15 protein-coding genes are annotated in these 17,277 nt (G+C 62.3%); 6 read left to right on the top strand and 9 right to left on the bottom strand.

Annotated features, from left to right (window positions below):
• Nucleotides 1-224: 224 nt before the first annotated feature.
• The 4 genes from RX328_RS18800 to RX328_RS18785 all read right to left on the bottom strand — a co-directional run bounded on the left by RX328_RS18800 (nt 225) and on the right by RX328_RS18785 (nt 4,483).
• Complete coding sequence (locus RX328_RS18800; RefSeq protein WP_213253386.1) at nt 225-1,736, bottom strand: tripartite tricarboxylate transporter permease; 1,512 nt, start codon at nt 1,734-1,736, stop codon at nt 225-227.
• Nucleotides 1,737-1,859: 123 nt separating this feature from the next.
• A complete protein-coding gene (locus RX328_RS18795; RefSeq protein ID WP_213253385.1) occupies nt 1,860-2,402 on the bottom strand; it encodes a tripartite tricarboxylate transporter TctB family protein in 543 nt (180 codons plus the stop codon).
• Nucleotides 2,403-2,462: 60 nt separating this feature from the next.
• Nucleotides 2,463-3,566: an S-methyl-5-thioribose-1-phosphate isomerase gene (gene mtnA / locus RX328_RS18790; RefSeq protein WP_213253384.1), complete on the bottom strand. Its 1,104-nt coding sequence runs from the start codon at nt 3,564-3,566 to the stop codon at nt 2,463-2,465.
• A 41-nt stretch (nt 3,567-3,607) separates the two neighbouring features.
• Entirely contained in the window at nt 3,608-4,483 is an 876-nt protein-coding gene (locus RX328_RS18785; RefSeq protein ID WP_213253383.1) for an S-methyl-5'-thioadenosine phosphorylase, read from the bottom strand.
• A gap of 90 nt (nt 4,484-4,573) precedes the next feature.
• Here RX328_RS18785 and RX328_RS18780 point away from each other — a divergent pair, with 90 nt between their 5' ends.
• Nucleotides 4,574-5,224 (top strand): class II aldolase/adducin family protein, encoded by a 651-nt coding sequence (locus RX328_RS18780; RefSeq protein ID WP_213253382.1) that lies wholly within the window; start codon nt 4,574-4,576, stop codon nt 5,222-5,224.
• A 76-nt stretch (nt 5,225-5,300) separates the two neighbouring features.
• Here the strand turns inward: RX328_RS18780 and RX328_RS18775 are convergent, their stop codons facing one another.
• Nucleotides 5,301-6,248 (bottom strand): tripartite tricarboxylate transporter substrate-binding protein, encoded by a 948-nt coding sequence (locus tag RX328_RS18775; protein WP_249726723.1) that lies wholly within the window; start codon nt 6,246-6,248, stop codon nt 5,301-5,303.
• Between the two features lie 713 nt (nt 6,249-6,961).
• Between RX328_RS18775 and RX328_RS18770 the strand changes: the two genes are divergently transcribed.
• Nucleotides 6,962-7,291 carry a hypothetical protein gene (locus RX328_RS18770; protein WP_213253380.1) on the top strand — a complete coding sequence of 110 codons (330 nt, stop codon included), beginning with the start codon at nt 6,962-6,964 and terminating at the stop codon, nt 7,289-7,291.
• Between the two features lie 24 nt (nt 7,292-7,315).
• Here RX328_RS18770 and RX328_RS18765 read toward each other — a convergent pair whose 3' ends face one another.
• From RX328_RS18765 to RX328_RS18755, 3 genes are all read right to left on the bottom strand, one after another.
• Nucleotides 7,316-8,113, bottom strand: coding sequence for an enoyl-CoA hydratase/isomerase family protein (locus tag RX328_RS18765; protein WP_213253379.1), 798 nt, complete (start codon nt 8,111-8,113; stop codon nt 7,316-7,318).
• Nucleotides 8,114-8,149: 36 nt separating this feature from the next.
• Nucleotides 8,150-9,349, bottom strand: coding sequence for a pyridoxal-phosphate-dependent aminotransferase family protein (locus tag RX328_RS18760; RefSeq protein WP_213253378.1), 1,200 nt, complete (start codon nt 9,347-9,349; stop codon nt 8,150-8,152).
• 141 nt (nt 9,350-9,490) lie between these two features.
• Nucleotides 9,491-10,693, bottom strand: coding sequence for a pyridoxal-phosphate-dependent aminotransferase family protein (locus tag RX328_RS18755; protein WP_213253377.1), 1,203 nt, complete (start codon nt 10,691-10,693; stop codon nt 9,491-9,493).
• A gap of 132 nt (nt 10,694-10,825) precedes the next feature.
• On the opposite strand from RX328_RS18755, the gene RX328_RS18750 reads away from it, so the two are divergent.
• From RX328_RS18750 to RX328_RS18735, 4 genes are all read left to right on the top strand, one after another.
• A complete protein-coding gene (locus RX328_RS18750; RefSeq protein WP_213253376.1) occupies nt 10,826-11,575 on the top strand; it encodes a GntR family transcriptional regulator in 750 nt (249 codons plus the stop codon).
• Between the two features lie 99 nt (nt 11,576-11,674).
• On the top strand, nt 11,675-14,617 hold the full coding sequence (locus RX328_RS18745; RefSeq protein ID WP_213253375.1) for an FAD-binding and (Fe-S)-binding domain-containing protein: 2,943 nt from the start codon (nt 11,675-11,677) through the stop codon (nt 14,615-14,617).
• 28 nt (nt 14,618-14,645) lie between these two features.
• Nucleotides 14,646-15,074: a GlcG/HbpS family heme-binding protein gene (locus tag RX328_RS18740; protein ID WP_213253374.1), complete on the top strand. Its 429-nt coding sequence runs from the start codon at nt 14,646-14,648 to the stop codon at nt 15,072-15,074.
• A gap of 747 nt (nt 15,075-15,821) precedes the next feature.
• Entirely contained in the window at nt 15,822-16,178 is a 357-nt protein-coding gene (locus RX328_RS18735; RefSeq protein ID WP_213253373.1) for a hypothetical protein, read from the top strand.
• A gap of 106 nt (nt 16,179-16,284) precedes the next feature.
• Here RX328_RS18735 and RX328_RS18730 read toward each other — a convergent pair whose 3' ends face one another.
• Nucleotides 16,285-17,184 carry a LysR family transcriptional regulator gene (locus RX328_RS18730; RefSeq protein WP_213253372.1) on the bottom strand — a complete coding sequence of 300 codons (900 nt, stop codon included), beginning with the start codon at nt 17,182-17,184 and terminating at the stop codon, nt 16,285-16,287.
• Nucleotides 17,185-17,277 lie beyond the last annotated feature (93 nt).

The following is a 17,277-nucleotide window of genomic DNA, read 5'->3' as shown; positions in this document are numbered from 1 at the left end:
CCGGCTGCGGAAACGATCGGGATTCGCGGGGCGTCCCTCGCCCGCTGATATCTTATCTGCCGCGTGCATGCCAGCGATCATGGCGGGACAATCTGGAAGGTTCCACAGCCTCGCGGGGATATGGCCTTGCAGCACTATGCCGCCAGTCCAACCGTCTGCGAGAGCGAAGCGACGACTTGTCCGCCGTAGCTCGAAAAGCGAAAGCGGAACGTTTATCCGCGCCGTTACGCTTTTGCCGGCCGCACCATGCGCGTGACACTGCCGAACGCCTTGTCGATGACGGGCCAGAACAGCAACACGATCGCCAGTGTCGTGATCGAGCCGACCAGGCCGTTCGACCAGAACACCTTCAAATCGCCGCCGGCGCCGATCATCGACAAGCGGAACGCGTCCTCGGCGCGGTTGCCGAGCACCAGCGCCAGCGTGAAGGGCGCGAGCGGAATGCCGATCTTCTTGAAGACGTAACCGACGACGCCAAAGCCCAGCATCAGCCAGATGTCGAAGATCGCATTCTGGATCGCAAAGGCGCCGATCGCGCAGGACACCACGATCATCGGCGCGACGGCGGCGAACGGCACGCGGAGGATGGAAGCGAAGATCGGCACCGTCGTCAGCACCAGCACGAGGCCGACGACGTTGCCGAGATACATCGACGCGATCAGACCCCAGACGAAGTCCTTGTGCTCGACGAACAGCAACGGCCCGGGATTGAGCCCCCACACCATCAGCCCGCCGAGCAGGATCGCCGCAGTGCCCGAGCCCGGGATGCCGAGCGCGAGCATCGGCAGCAGTGCTGCCGTGCCGGAGGCGTGCGCGGCCGTCTCGGGAGCGAACACGCCCTCGATGCGGCCCTTGCCAAAACTGTCCTGGTCCTTGGAGAAGCGCTTGGCGAGGTTGTAGCCCATAAAGGACGCGGCAATTGCGCCGCCCGGCGTGATGCCGAGCCAGCAGCCGATGAAGGACGAGCGAAACAGCGTCACCCAGTATTTCGGCAGGTCCTTCCACACCGACAGCACGACGCGCAAGGAGATGCCGGCGGCGTGGCCGCGCAGCGCCAGGCGCTCCTCCATCGTGAGCAGGATCTCGCTGATGCCGAACAGGCCGATCACCGCGACCAGGAAGTTGACGCCGCGCAGCAGCTCGGCCGAGCCGAAGGTCATGCGCAACTGGCCGGACACGGTGTCCATGCCGATGCCCGCGAGCAAGAGACCGAGCGACATCGAAATGACGGTCTTGTGCTTGGCCTCGCGGCCGAGCCCGACAAAGGAGCAGAAGGTGAGCAGATACACCGCGAAGAACTCAGGCGGCCCGAATCTCAGTGCGAACGACGAGATCATCGGCGCCAGGAACGTGATCAGCATCACCGCGACCAACGAGCCGATGAACGACGAAGTGAAGGCCGCGGTCAGCGCTTCCGCCGCCCTACCCTGCTGCGCCATCGGGTAACCGTCGAAGGTGGTCGCGACCGACCAAGCTTCGCCGGGAATGTTGAACAGGATCGAGGTGATGGCACCGCCGAACAGCGCACCCCAGTAGATGCAGGACAGCATCACGATCGCCGAGGTCGGATCCATCGTGAACGTCAGCGGCAAGAGGATCGCCACGCCGTTCGGGCCGCCGAGGCCGGGCAGCACGCCGACAAAGATGCCGAGCACCAGCCCGGTCATCATCAGGAGCAGCGTCTTCCAGGTCAGCAGCACGGCAAAACCGTGCATCAAGAGGCCGATGGCTTCCATCAGATGATCCCAAGCATTTCGTCATTGCGAGCAAAGCGAAGCAATCCATGCTGCCGCAGAGGAAGCATGGATTGCTTCGTCGCTTCACTCCTCGCAATGACGGGGCGGGCCATGTCGACGCTACTAGCGGCCGAGCGCCGCTTCGAGCGGGCCCTTTGGCATGATGACGTCGAAGGCGACGTCGAAGGTCACGAACATCGCAGCGGTGAACACGAAGGCGGTGAGCAGCGACTTCCACAATGCGATCTTGCCGACCAGACGCATGAAGCAGGAGATCAAAAGGAAGCTCGCGACATAGAGCCCGAGGAATTGCGTGGCGAGGCAGAACAGAACCGTCGGCACGAACACCGCCATCACGCGGCGAAGCTGCGCTTGCGTCACGAAAGTTTCGGAGGCTTCCCGGCGCGACAGGAACGCCGCAACCAGGCCATAGAGGCTGGCGCCACCGAGGATGATCGAGAGATAGAACGGAAAGTAGCCGGACTGCGGGCCGGTGGATTCCCAGCCGGCTCCGGTACGCCAGTTGTCGTACCCGAGCGTCAGCGCCAGCGCGAGAAGCAGAAGACAGGCGACCACGTCGACCACGCGAACGCTGACCACCTGGGGCGAGTCCGCCTCCGGCGCGGTCGGATCCTCGACGACGATTTCGATGTCGGTATTGGACATGGAGACGGTGACCCCCGGTACGACAGTCTTAAACGGGGATACGTGCCGACATCGCCGGCGTCAATGTCCAGCGCTGCGCTCCGGGAATGCGCTCGCAAGTGCAGCACGCTCGGGCCGCAGCAGGCCGCGTTCGGTGATCAAGCCCGTCACCAGCCGCGCCGGCGTGACGTCGAAGGCGTAATTAGCCACCGGCGAGCCGTCGGGAACCACGCGCACGGTCTCGACGCGCCCGTCGGCAGTGCGGCCGCTCATGGTCGCCACCTCCTCCGTACTGCGCTGCTCGATCGGAATCTGCCTGATGCCATCGTCGATGCTGAAGTCGATGGTGGGCGACGGCAGTGCAACATAGAACGGCACGCCATTGTCATGGGCGGCGAGCGCCTTCAGATAGGTGCCGATCTTGTTGCAGACGTCGCCATTGGCGGCCACCCGGTCGGTGCCAACGATCGCAAGATCGACCATGTGGTGCTGCATCAGATGGCCGCCGGTGTTGTCGGGGATCACCGTGTGCGGCACGCCGTGGTGCCCGAGTTCCCAGGCAGTCAGCGAAGCGCCCTGGTTGCGCGGCCGGGTCTCGTCGACCCAGACATGGACCTTCAGACCGCTATCATGGGCAAGGTAGATCGGCGCCGTGGCCGTGCCCCAGTCCACCGTCGCGAGCCAGCCGGCATTGCAATGGGTCAGGATATTGATCGGCTCGCCTGGCTGCTTCGTTGCCGCGATCTGTTCGATCAGCGCCAGGCCATGCCGGCCGATCCCCTGGTTGATCGCGACGTCCTCCTCGGCGATTTCGCATGCGCGCTGGTAGGCTGCCGTGACGCGTTCCGACGCCGACAGCGGCCGAAGCAAACGCGCCATCTCGTCGAGCGCCCACTTCAGGTTGATTGCCGTCGGCCGTGCCGCCAGCAGCATGGCATAGGCGCCATCGAGCGCCGCATCGGAAGCGTCAGTGCGCATGGCGAGCGCCATGCCGTAAGCCGCGGTCGCGCCGATCAGCGGCGCGCCCCGCACCAGCATCGAGCGGATCGCCTCGGTCGCATCCGCGGCGCTTGCGATGCGCGCCACCACGAATTCATGCGGCAATCGCCGCTGGTCGATCGCACTGACCGTCCAGCCGTCGTCCTCAAGCCAGATGCTGCGAAAATGCCGGCCATCGACCTTCATGTCCTACGCCCTTCGCGTCGTGCGCCCGCTGGAAGACATCCTCACGATCGTAGCACCCTTCCGGCCACGGCATCGAGTTTGGCGAGCAATTTTGCATCGCGCGCTTCCGGCGCCGTGATCAGCGCGGTGTCGAGCGCCTTGTCCGAGCCGATCGGGCACGGCTCATGCTCGCGCGGGAAATCCCGGGCGAGACGCGCAACCAGCGCCTTGGCCTTGCCGGCATTCGAATTCAGCACGCGAATGATGTCCTGCACGGTGACCGCCTCATGATGAGGATGCCAGCAATCGTAATCGGTGACCATCGCCACGCTGGCGTAACAGATCTCGGCCTCGCGGGCGAGTTTTGCCTCGGGCATGTTGGTCATGCCGATCACCGAATGACCCTGCGCCTTATACATCAGACTCTCGGCGAGGCTGGAGAATTGCGGCCCCTCCATGCAGACATAGGTGCCGCCCCTCACCGCCGCGATCCCCTCGGCCTCAGCGGCTGCAGCCAGATGCACGTGCAGCCGCGGCGAAACCGGATGGGCCATCGAGACATGGGCGACGCAACCCTTGCCGAAGAACGAGCTCTCCCGGCGATGGGTGCGGTCGACGAACTGATCGACCAGCACAAACGTGCCGGGTGGCAGTTCCTCATTGTACGAGCCGCAGGCCGATAGCGAAACCAGGTCGGTGACCCCTGCCCGTTTCAGCACGTCGATATTGGCACGGTAGTTGATGTCGGAGGGCGAGAGCACATGCCCCTTGCCATGGCGCGGCAGGAACGCGACCGGCAGCCCGGCGATGATACCGCGCATCAACGGCGCGGACGGCTCGCCCCACGGGCTGTTGATGGTTTCCTCGTGGACATCCTCCAGCCCCGGCAGGTCGTAGATGCCGGATCCGCCTATGATGCCAAGCACGGCGCGCGTCATGACTTCTCCCAGTCAGCAATTCTAGAGGCATGTTCGACTATACTGCGACGCAATATTCAAGCATTGTCCGCGGGCTGCAAGAGGTTCGAAATGCCGACCACGAAAGACCGGGAAAAACGCCAGTCGATTATCGATGCCTGCCTGCGCATGAATGCGCTCGGCATCAACCAGGGGACGTCAGGCAATATCAGCCTGCGCCATGGCGATGGCATGCTGATCACGCCGACCAGCACGCCCTACGAAGCGATGAAGCCCGAGCAGATCGTCTACATGCATCTCGACGGCAACCACGATCCCGGCCATCGGCCGTCGAGCGAATGGCGCTTTCACCGCGACATCCTGAAGGCCCGCCCGGAGGTGCAGGCGATCGTTCATGCCCATCCGCCCTATTCGACCATGCTGGCGATCATGGGCAAGGAGATTCCGCCGGTGCATTACATGGTCGCCGTCGCCGGCGGCGACACCATCCGCTGCGCGCCATACGCGACCTTCGGCACCCAGGAGCTCTCCGAGCAAGCCGTACGCGCGCTAGAGGGACGGCTGGCCTGCCTGCTCGAACATCACGGCATGATCGCGATCGGGCCGTCGCTGGCAAAAGCGATGTGGCTTGCGGTCGAGGTCGAGACGCTGGCGCGGCAATATCACGGCTGCCTGCAGATCGGCACGCCGCCACTCCTGTCAAAGGAAGAAATCGAGAAGGTCCGCCTCCGCATGGCCGGATACGGCCACGCGGAGGAGTAACGATTGCCATAGCGTTTTCGAGCGAAGTGGGCACCGGTTCGCGTGAAGAAACGCGTCAAAAAAACAACCAAGCCCGTTACTTCGCGACGAAGCCCGCTTCCTTCATCAGCGAGGCATTCAGCTTGTCATCCTCTTCGAGGAATTTCAGCATATCCTTGCCGGTGAGGAAGATCGGCTTGAGTGCCTGCTTCTCCATGTAGTCCTTGTATTCCGGCGTCTGGGTCAGCTTCTGGAACAGATCGACATAGAACGCCTGCTGCTCCGGCGTCACCTTGCCGGGCAGGAACATCGCGCGCAGCATCAGGTACTGCACGTCGAGCCCTTCCTCCTTGCAGGTCGGGATGTCGTTCCAGGATTGCGTCTCTGTCACCTTGGTCTTGTAGGAGATGCGCTCCTTGTCGAACACGCACAGCGCGCGGACCTGACCGGCGCGCCAGACTTCGAGGTTTTCGGACGGGTTATTGACATTGGCTTCGGTGTGCTTGCCGACAAGCTGCGTCGCGGCCTCGCCGCCGGACTTGTAGGGCAGATACGAGAATTTTGCGCCGGTCTTCTGCTCCATGAACACGGTGAGCACATGGTCCTCGCGCTTGGAGCCGGTGCCGCCCATCTTGAACGGCGAGCTCGCCGCCTTGGCGGCCGCGATGAAATCCTTCACCGTCTTGGGGCCGTCGGCATTGTCCCACAGCACGAACTGGTCGAGCGCGACCACCGACACCGGCGTCAGGTCACGCCAGTTGAACGGGATCTTGGCCGACAGCGGCAGCATGTAGATCAGGGAATAGGCGATCAGCACCTTGTTGGGATCGCCGTCGCTGGATTTCATGTACATCAGCGCCTCGGCGCCGGACGCCCCGCCCTTGAGGGATACAACCACCGGCTGCTTCATTAGGTTGTTCTTTTGGATCGCCGACTGCATCATCCGCGCCATCTGGTCGGAGGCACCGCCGGCGCCGGCCGCTACCACGATTTCCACCGGCTTGGTCGGCTCCCAAGCGGCAAACGCAGGTGTGGTTGCGATCATGGCCGTCAAGGCGGCCGCGGCTTTGAGGATCTGTCCCACGAGTTTCTTCCCTATGTATTTGCAAGACCTGGAAAATCAGATCTGTCTGGTTGCCACATCTTGCGAGCGAACCGGTCAGAGTTCAAGCTGCACTGCAATGTGCCGCGCATGACTTTCGCATGAGGTGCAAATCCTTCCCAGTAGGAGGGCCTGCGGCTACGAACAGCCGAATTCAATCTCGCCGCTTTTCCATTGTGCGGCGGCGAGTGGGCCCGTTTAATGCACGCTACAAGCAGCATCAGGAGGAGACACTGAATGAGAAGGATTGTGATGACCGCCCTCGTGGGTGCGGCGCTGACCCTCGCGGGGTGCGGACGGGATCCAGGACCGAAAGGGGATACCGGCCCACAGGGACCGGCCGGGCCTCAGGGCGTACAGGGCTTGCAAGGCGTGCCCGGCCCTCAAGGGCAACAGGGTCCCCAAGGGCCACAGGGTCCGCAAGGTGTGCCCGGTCCGAAAGGCGATCCTGGGCCGGCTGGCACTTCCATCAGGTCGGTTCAGGCCAATGGCGAGGTCGGCTGCGATACAAATGAAAACCTGGTGTCGGTGTTCTGTCCGTCCGGCGGTGCCCCCGATGGCGCCAAGTGCGGCAGCGGTCCGGCCGTTGGTCTTTGTCTCAAGAAGTAGCCGCCCTGCTGTGCTACGATCCGACGAATGATGGTCGGCGAAAAAGCATGAAAGCGTTCGCGATTGGTTTTCTCCTGGCTTGTCTTGCCACCACCGCGGACGCCGGTTCCTCAATAATTGGCGCGGGCTCTCAAACCTGCACGGCCTGGACCAACCGCAAGAAAAATGCGGTGGTCAAAGGAAGCTTTGAATCCTGGCTGGTCGGATTTATCAGCGGCCTGAACATTAGCGGCGAGCGGGACATGGTTGGTGGTGGCGACTTCGACGCGATCATCGCGTGGATGGATCAACGTTGCCTCACCACGCCCTCAGACAGAATAGGTATCGCGGCGCTCGACCTCGGTATGGAATTGGCAAAAAAGGCCGCCAAACCATAGTGGGCGGTTCTGAACGTGGATACCCTATTTGCCCTTCCAGTTCGGCGAGCGCTTGTTGAGGAAAGCGTCCATTCCCTCGCGGAAATCCTCGCTCATATAGGCGCGCAGGATCAGGTCCTCGCCCTCGTCGCGCGTCAATGTCCGCCGGATGCGGCGCACCGCTTCCTTGGTGACTTCGAGCGTGATCGGCGCATGGCTGGCAACGAGTTTCGCGGTCTCGTCGGCGCGGCGCTGCAACGTTGCGACATCGGGCACGATCTCATTGAGCAGCCCGAGCGCCAGCGCTTCCGGCGCCTCGACCAGCCGAGCCTTGAAGATCAAATCCTTGGTCCGCGCGGGGCCGACCAGCGAAACCAGCCTGGAAATATTGGACATCGACAGGCAATTGCCGAGCGTGCGCGCGATCGGAAAACCCATCCGCGTTGTTTCGGTACCGATGCGGATATCGCAGCACGCCGCGATTCCGGCGCCGCCGCCGGTGCAGGCGCCGGCAATCGCCGCAATCGTCGGCACCCGGCAGGCCTCCAGCGCGCCGAGCACGCGGTCGATCCGCGCCTCATAGTCGAGCGCGTCCTGTGCGGTCTTGAAGGCTCGGAATTGCGAAATGTCGGTGCCCGACGCGAAGGCCTTGTCGCCGGCGCCGGTCAAGATCATCGCCTTGATCGAGCGATCATTGTTGATGGTCTCGCAGATCGCCGCCATCTGCTCGTACATGGCAAAGGTCAGCGCGTTGCGCGCCTGCGGACGGTTGAACGTCAGCCGGGCGATGCCGTCCTCGACGGAATAGATCAGGTCTTCGGTCGAAGCTACCGGAGCGTTCATCGCAGCTCTCTCTATTGTTGTTTCGGTCAAACTGGCTCAGGCAACGGCGGCCTTCGGCCTCGCCACGACGCCGCGTCCCTTGAGCACTTCCATCGCCGCCAGCACGCCTCCGCCGCGATGCGGCACCTTGGCGAGATCGAGACCCATCTCGACACCCGACAGCGTGCCCATCAGCATCAGGTCGTTGAAGTGTCCGATATGGCCGATCCGGAACACCTTGCCCTTGATCTTGTTGAGGCCGGTGCCGAGCGACATGTCGAAGTTTTCCAGCACGACCTTGCGGAAATGATCGGCGTCATGCCCTTCCGGCATGACGACGCCGGTCAGCGCGGGCGAATGCGCGCCCTGCTCCTGACATTGCGTTTCGAGGCCCCAGGCCTTGATCGCCGCGCGCGTGGCGGCGCTGTGGCGCTTGTGGCGAGCGAAGACGTTCTCCAGCCCTTCCTCCTCGAGCATCTTGACCGCTTCGCGCAGCCCGAACAGCAGGTTCGTTGCCGGCGTGTAGGGCCAGGTACCCGCCTTGTTGATGGCGATGACTTCCTGCCAGTCCCAATAAGAGCGCATCGCGGGATTGGCCTTCGCCACCGCGAGCGCCTTTTCCGAGATGGCATTGAAGCCGAGGCCCGGCGGCAGCATCAGGCCCTTTTGCGATCCGGCGACCGACACGTCGATGCCCCATGCGTCGTGCTCATATTCGAGCGAGCCAAGGCCAGAGATGGTGTCGACCATCAGCAGCGCGGGATGATTGACGCGGTCGAGAATCTTGCGAACGTCCTGCGGATGGGTGACGCAACCGGTCGAGGTTTCGTTGTGAACCACGCACACGGCCTTGATCTTGTGCGCCTTGTCGGCCGACAGTCGCGCCTCGATCTGCTCGAGGTCGGCGCCGTGGCGCCAGTCGCCGGGAATGAAATCCACGTCGAGCTTGAACTTGTCGGCGATGCCGTGCCACAGCACGGCGAACTGCCCGGTTTCTGCCATCAGCACCTTGTCGCCCGGTTGCAGCGTATTGACGAGCGCCGCTTCCCACGCGCCGGTACCTGACGAGGGGTAAATGATCACCGGCTGCTTGGTGCGGAACACCCGCTGCATGGCCGCCAGCACGGCATGACCAACCTCGGCGAACTCGGGACCCCGATGGTCCATGGTCGGCATATCCATGGCGCGCAGCACCCGGTCCGGCACGTTGGTCGGTCCCGGAATCTGCAGAAAATGCCTTCCAGTATGCAGGGTCATTGGCGTCCTTCCCGGTCTAGCCTAGGCGTTTCGAGGCGCTCGAATATCACCATTTGGCGGGCTTGTCGCCCGCCGGACGCAGCACGTCAATGCATAAGGAGCAGGCTGGAGCAGCGCCCCCGGGCAGGCGGCAGCCGCCAGCTAGCTGCCGACGACCTTGAGATGCGCCGGGGAATTGCCTTGCGGGCGCTCCTCCAGATACTTCATCGCGGCATCGACACCGCCGGCCCGGTACGGAATGCCGGCGACTGACAATCCCATCTCCACGCCCGTCAGCGCAGCGAGCAAGGTCAGTTCGTTGCATTCGCCGAGATGACCGATACGGAATACCTTGCCTGCCACCTTCGACAGTCCGGAGCCGAGCGACATGTTGAAGTTGTCGAGCACCACCTTGCGGAACTGATCCGCGTCATGTCCCGGCGGCATCAGCACGGCGGTAAGCACCGGGGAAAAGTCCTTTGGCTCCTGGCAAAGCACCTCCAGTCCCCAGTGATTGACGGCGGCACGCGTAGCAGCGGCGAGCCGCTGATGGCGCGCGAAGACCTTGTCGAGCCCCTCCTCAAGCAACATCGCAATGGCCTCGTGCAGGCCGTAGAGCAGGTTGGTCGCCGGGGTATAGGGAAAGAAGCCATTCACATTCGTCTTCAGCATTTCCTCCCAATCCCAATACGACCGCGGCATTTTGTTGGTCTTGGCTGCAGCGCGGGCCTTGTCCGAGATCGCGTTGAAGCCCAAACCGGGCGGCAACATGAACCCTTTCTGCGAGCAGCTGACGCTGACGTCGACCTTCCATTCGTCGTGCCGGTACTCGACCGATCCCAGCGAGGAGATGGTGTCGACCATCAGCAAGGCCGGATGACCGACCCGGTCCATCGCGGCCCGGATTTCGCCGATCCGGCTGGTCGCACCGGTCGACGTTTCGTTGTGAACGACCATCACCGCCTTGAGCGCATGCGATGTGTCGCGCGCCAACCTTTCTTCGATGACCGCCGGATCTGCGCCACGGCGCCAGTCGCCAGGCAAGAAGTCGACGTCAATTCCCCAGCGTCCCGCCATCTGGCGCCACAGGGTCGCGAAATGGCCGGTCTCCGCCATCAGAACCTTGTCGCCGGGCGACAGCGTGTTGACGATGGCGGCTTCCCAGGCCCCTGTCCCCGACGACGGGAAGATCACCACCGGTCCCGAAGTCTGGAAAATCTTCTGGCTGCCCTCCAGCACCGCCCGCCCGAGCTCGGCGAACTGGGCGCTCCGATGATCGATCACCGGCATGTCCATCGCGCGAAGAATCCTGTCCGGGACCGGGCTGGGCCCTGGAATCTGCAGAAAATGCCGTCCTTGCCGCATGACAACCTCCCAAAGCAGCCCGCCTCGATCACAGGCAAGCTATTTTGCATTCATTTTTTGCCTTTTCAATCTAATTTTGGTATTTGATCTGGATCATCGACGCCGCAGATTTCGCAAACTACCGTTATGCAAATGAAATCCACGATTCCCGAAGCCGGGGTGCCGATCACCCAGTCAGCCACCGACAATGGCGCGGACCACCAAGAGGTCTCGCTTCACGGGGAAATCCTGTTGCGGCTTCGCGATTATGTCGTCGAAGGCAACATTCCAGAGGGCGCGCGCGTTCCGGAGCGGCAGCTCTGCGAGATGCTTGGAATCTCCCGAACGCCGCTGCGCGAGGCGCTCAAGGTCCTGGCCGCGGAGGGCTTGATCGAACTCCTGCCCAACCGTGGCGCACGGGTGCGCCAGCTTAGCGAGCGGGATCTGGAGGAACTTTTCGACGTAATGGCCGGCCTGGAAAGCCTCGCCGGACGCCTTGCCTGCGAGGCCATCACGGACGAGGAAATAGCCGCGATCGAGCGGCTGCACTATGAGATGTACGGCCATTACCTCAACAGCGACATGCACGGCTATTTTCAGGTCAACCAGCGCATCCACGAGAGCATCGTTGCCGCCGCACGCAACGAGACTCTGCGCGTGGCCTACGCCAGTTTTGCCGGCCGGATCCGTCGTATCCGCTATTCCGCCAATTTTGCGCGCAAGCGGCAGCGCTGGGGCGAGGCCATGCGCGAGCATGAAGCGATCCTGGATGCGCTGCGCCGCCGCGCCGGAAGCGAGCTGAGCGACATCCTGTTCCAACATTTGCGCAACAAGCGAAGCGTAGCCATTGAACACTTGGCCGCGGCACGGAATGGCACGGCGGCCACGGCTGCGGGCAGCTAGGCTCGCCCATTATGAATTCATAATGTTATTCATCTTAGAGAAAGTGCATAATCCCGTTGAGGGGTTGCAACAGCCCTCTCGGGTCACTTTGGATTTGGGATGAAAAACGCCTCGACGCTCCAGCGACGCCTGCGGTCAAATCTGACCGGCGACGTGTTTTTCGATGCCTTCAATCGGGGCCGCTATGCCACCGATGCCTCGTTCTACCAGATCATGCCGGCGGGCGTCGTGGTGCCCCGCAGCATGGACGAGGCCCTCAGGGCGCTCGCCATTTGCCAGGACGAGGGCCGGATCGTCACCCCGCGCGGCGGCGGCACTTCGCAATGCGGCCAGACGGTCAACGAGGGAATCGTCGTCGACTTTTCGAAGCACCTGAACCGCATCCTCTCGCTAGATGTCGAGAACCGGACCTGCGTGGTCGAGCCGGGCATCGTGCTCGACGACCTCAACCGCCAGCTCAAAAAGCACGGGCTCTGGTTTCCGGTCGACGTCTCCACCGCCTCGCGCGCCACCATCGGCGGCATGGCCGGCAACAACTCCTGCGGCGGCCGTTCGCTGCGCTACGGCACCATGCGCGACAACACGTTGTCGATGGATGCGGCACTGGCCGACGGCACGCTCCTGCATTTCGGCGAGGTGCCGCGGGATCTGGCGCGGGTGAATTCGCCCCAGAGCGGGCTTGCGCTATATCGGGACATGCTCGATCTCGGCGAGCGCGAGGCCGCCGAGATATCGGAGCGGTTTCCAAAGGTGCAGCGTCGTGTCGGCGGCTACAACCTCGATGCGCTGATGCCGCGCAATGCGCCGAATAACATGGCGCACCTCTTGGTCGGCTCCGAAGGCACGTTGGCCTTCACCACACAGGTCGAGCTGAAGCTATGGCCTGTGATCCGCAACAAGGTGCTCGGCGTCTGCCATTTCGGCAGCTTCTATGAGGCGATGGACGCAACCCAGCATCTGGTGAAGCTGCGGCCAATTGCGGTGGAACTGGTTGATCGCACCATGATCGCGCTTGGCCGCGAGATCGCAATGTTCCAGCCGATCATCAGCACGGCCGTGCGCGGCGATCCCGATGCGGTGCTGGTCGTGGAATTCGCCGAGGAGGATCAAGCCGAGAACCTGCATCGCCTGAAGCAGCTTGGCGAACTGATGACCGATCTCGGTTTTGGCTGGGACAAGCCGCAGCGCAAATGGGGCGGCGTGGTCGAGATCATCGAACCAATCTGGCAGACCGGCATCGCCGATTTCCGCGCCGCCGGCCTCAACGTGATGATGTCCATGAAGCAGGAGGGCAAGCCGGTCTCCTTCGTCGAGGATTGCGCCGTGCCACTGCCGCACCTCGCCGACTACACCGAGCGGCTCAATGCCATCTTCGCCAAGCACGGCACCCGCGGCACCATGTATGCGCATGCGTCTGAAGGCTGCCTGCACGTGCGCCCCGTCCTCAATTTGAAGCTTGAGAAGGACGTCAAGGCGATGCGCGCCATCGCCGAAGAGACGTTCGAGATGGTGCGCGAGTACAAGGGCTCGCATTCCGGCGAGCACGGCGACGGACTGGTTCGCTCCGAATTTCACGAAGCGATGTTCGGCTCGCGCATTGTTGCCGATTTCAGGGAGGTCAAGCAGCGCTTCGACCCGGACAATTTGCTCAATCCCGGCAAGATCGTCGATCCGCCGAAGATGGATGATCGCTCGCTGTTTCGCTATCGGCCGGACTATCGCGTCGCCGAACTAAAGACCGCGCTCGACTGGTCGGCTTATCCCGGCGCCGGCGGCGGCTTTCAGGGCGCGATCGAGATGTGCAACAACAACGGCGCCTGCCGGAAGCTCGAGGGCGGTGTGATGTGCCCGTCCTACCGCGCGACCCGCAATGAGAAGGATGTCACGCGTGGCCGCGCCAACACGCTGCGGCTGGCGATCTCGGGACAGTTGGGTCCTGACGCGCTGGCTTCAGATGAAATGATGGAGACGCTGAAACTCTGCGTGTCCTGCAAGGCCTGCCGGCATGAGTGTCCGACCGGCGTCGACATGGCCAAGATGAAGATCGAGGTGCTGGCCGCACGCGCAGCTAGGCACGGGTTATCCCTGCGCGACCGGCTGGTCGGCTATCTGCCGCGTTATGCGGATCTCGCCTCCCGCTTTGCCCCGCTGGCCAACTGGCGCAACAGCAGTCCGCCGTTGCGTGCCCTGTTCGAGAAATTCGTCGGCATCAGCGCGAAGCGCGCCCTGCCTGCATTCCGCCGCGATACTTTCCGTCCCGATGCCAAAACCTTCGGTCCGGCAGATGGCCGCGAGGTCGTGCTGTTCGCCGACACGTTTAATCGCGCTTACGAGCGGGAAAATCTCGACGCCGCGCTGCGCGTTCTGGTCGAAGCCGGATACCGCGTCCACTTGCCGAGCCCGGCAGCCGGCGCGCGTCCGCTATGTTGCGGACGAACGTTCCTTTCGGCGGGTCTGGTCGATCAGGCGCGCAGCGAATTGGACCGACTGATCACGACCTACGCGCCGTTCGCGGCGCGTGGCGTGCCGATCGTCGGACTGGAGCCGAGCTGTCTCCTGACGCTGCGCGACGAGCTGCTCTCGCTACGCTCGGATGATGACGCCAAGAGCGTCAGCACGCACGCACTGCTGTTCGAGGAGTTTTTGGTTCGCGAGGCAGAGGCCGGCCGGCTGAAGCTGCCGCTTGGCGCCATGCCGGCAAAAGCGTTGGTTCATGGCCACTGCCATCAAAAATCATTCGGCGCGTTCAAACCGGTCGAGAAGGCACTTCGCCTTATTCCCGACCTTAGTGTCGAAATCATCGATTCGAGCTGCTGTGGCATGGCCGGCGCCTTCGGTTACGGCGCCGATACCTATCAGGCGTCGATGGAGATGGCTGAGCTGTCGCTGCTACCGGCGGTGCGCCGCGCCGACACCGCCACGCTGATCGTTGCCGACGGCACCTCATGCCGACATCAGATCAAGGATGGCACGAACCGTGCACCGCTTCATGTCGCCCGTGTGCTTGCGATGAGCCTCGACAGCGCGCAATCCAACCGTTAATCCCGCCTGATCGCAAAGGAATTCATTTATGGCCGAACTCACCCTCGACGTCGCCCGCAAGATTCTCGATGCCGCGCTTGGCAAAGGCGTCGAGAAGAAACTGAAGCCGCTGGTCATCACCATTCTGGATGCCCGCGGCTGCGTAAAGGTCACGGCCGCGCAGGACGGCACCAGCCTGATGCGGGCCGAGATCGCGCACGGCAAGGCCTATGGCGCGCTTGCAATGGGCATGGGATCGCGCGCGTTGTTCCAGCGGGCGCAGGAGCAAGCCTACTTTGTCGGCGCGGTGAATGCGCTGGCGCAGGGATGCCTGGTGCCGGTGCCCGGCGGCGTGCTGATCATGGACGGCACGACGTTACTCGGTGCCGTTGGGGTCAGCGGCGACACGTCCGATAACGATGAGATTTGCGCGATCGCCGGCATCGAAGCCGCCGGACTCAAAGCGAATGCCGGGTAACCCACGACTATCCCCGCGGGTTCTCGCAGGTATGTGACCAGTGAAGTCGTTAGGCCATTTGTGCTCTGGGCGCTGATAGCCAGTTGAGGGCAGCTCTCGTTCTCTGCTGCAATTCACGACAGGGAACAGAACGTGGACACCTGAACTTTTCGCGCAACCAGGATCCGCTCCGAGTGCATATCCCCTTCGCAACTACACAGAGATATTGTAATTTATCTGCGCACTGCCTCGGCAGGAAATTATGATAGAAGCCATTTTGTTGATCGTTGGCGCATACATCATTGCGGCCGAAATTGTTCGATGGCGCTAAGCCGCCGAGCGCGCGCAGTCCAGGAATACCCGCGCGTAACGGCTGCCCTGGTGTTGACCGTGAGTGGCTATGGAACCGTCTGATTCCAGGCAGAATCCGGCTCAGGTTCGATTCCAAAATGCTCCGATGCATCACCTTTTTGAGTGACGACTATGCGCACCCTGGTATTTCCGCGATCGTCATAGCTGTGGCCCTTGCATGGTTTCGCTCATTTTCGTTGGGCCGGCTCACGACACTGGATGGTCAGGCGGCCCCGCCTGCTCGATGGCTGAGGGCCTCTGCCGCCAGCCCTCCCTCGTGGCAATACCGGTACTGATCGAAAAGGGCGAGTAGACTGCCGCACCCATACGATATCTCATCCAATCGTTCGCATGACGCAGTTCATCGCCCAGCAGCGGGCCAACATTTCCGTTCGTCCGACAGGATGGCCAACGAGAATGGACGACATTCCGATCGCTCTCGCAGACCTACCAGCAAATATCGCGATCCTGCTACGGTCATGCGTATCCGGCATTCTGGAAAGTGCAGCGCTCGGCGACCGGGCGGTACCGCTGGATTTTGGCCGGCCGATCAATGTTGGCTCAATTAACGGCCGCAGTCGCATCTATAGCATTAGCGGTTCTCAACGCGGGAACAAAACCGTGATCTCGATCGCGTTCAATCAGCCTTGCGACATGGTCGCGGCAACGGCTCTGATTCAAGGCGGCGGGTCGGCATCGATCGAACCGGCGGTATTGGACTTTCTCAACAGCCTAACCATACTGAAATGGACCGAGACTGCCCTAGGCCTGTAAGCGGCAAGAGCCAGGCAGTAATGACGCGCGGCTGCGTTTAAAGCTGCAGCGTTCCCTTCATCAGCGGACATCCGGTCTGACCTGTTCGGTTTTGGCCGATCTCGCCTCAGGGCGACCTCTTCTGCTGGGCGGTTAGGATCTTTCCTTCGTGAACGAGGTCGCTACAGACCACCTTCAAAGTTTCAATCGTTTCTCGAGTGGCTCTACTGATCGGGCGCATGCGCGGCAGCGCCAGTACGCGATCAGCGCGCATCCAGGGCAACAGCGCAGCAGATAGCTCGCCGGCGGCCAATTCCCGCTGAATTCCAGAAAATGGCAATAAGCCGTAGCCGAGCCCGGAGGCGACGATCTGCTTCATCGGAGTGCTGCTCTCGACTCGCAGCGAGAACGGCACGCCTGTCGGAAATGGGTTGCGGCTAAGTGGAACTACGGCGGTAGGCAGAGCCTTGAACTCCTTGCGCGTGAGCCTACCCCGCTTGAGTAATGGATCGCGCGGCGGCCCGATCAAGAAGACCTGTTCCACAACCAGCGTCTCATAGTGAAGATGGTCATTTGGCTGCGGAGCTGTGACGATGGCAAGGTCAAGCTCTGCTCGCAGTAGACGATCGCACATTGTCTCGGTCAAACCTTCACTCAGTTCGAGCCGCACCCGCGGAAAACGCCTGACGAATGATGTCGCGAGTCGTGCGTAGAAGATGTCTGCAAGACTCGATGGTGCACCGAGCCGCACGGTTCCGCTTGGGTCGCGGTTCTCCGTACGCACCTCGGACTTGATGTCTTCGATGGCTCCAAATAGCCAACGTCCCCGCGCCAGCAGCACCTTCCCGGACTCAGTCACCGAGACGCCGCGCGCGCCGCGCTCAAGCAACGTGCCCCCGAGTTCGAGTTCGAGCTCCTTGACGTGACGGCTGAGTGCTGACTGGGCGACGTTGAGAACACTGGCCGCCGCGCCGAATCCGCCGCGCTCGGCGACGGCGATGAAGTAACGAAGCTGACGCAGATCCATTCTCGCTCTCCATCTCAAAGTGAGATCGCGATTATATCAAACATGTTCTTGTGAGATAGGCTGAAATGGGCACTTTCTCGCAAAACTTAATAA

The organism is Bradyrhizobium sp. sBnM-33, from assembly GCF_032917945.1.
Classification (GTDB): domain Bacteria; phylum Pseudomonadota; class Alphaproteobacteria; order Rhizobiales; family Xanthobacteraceae; genus Bradyrhizobium.
Note: the sequence above shows the minus strand (reverse complement) of the source record. Positions and strands in the feature narration are given on the sequence as shown.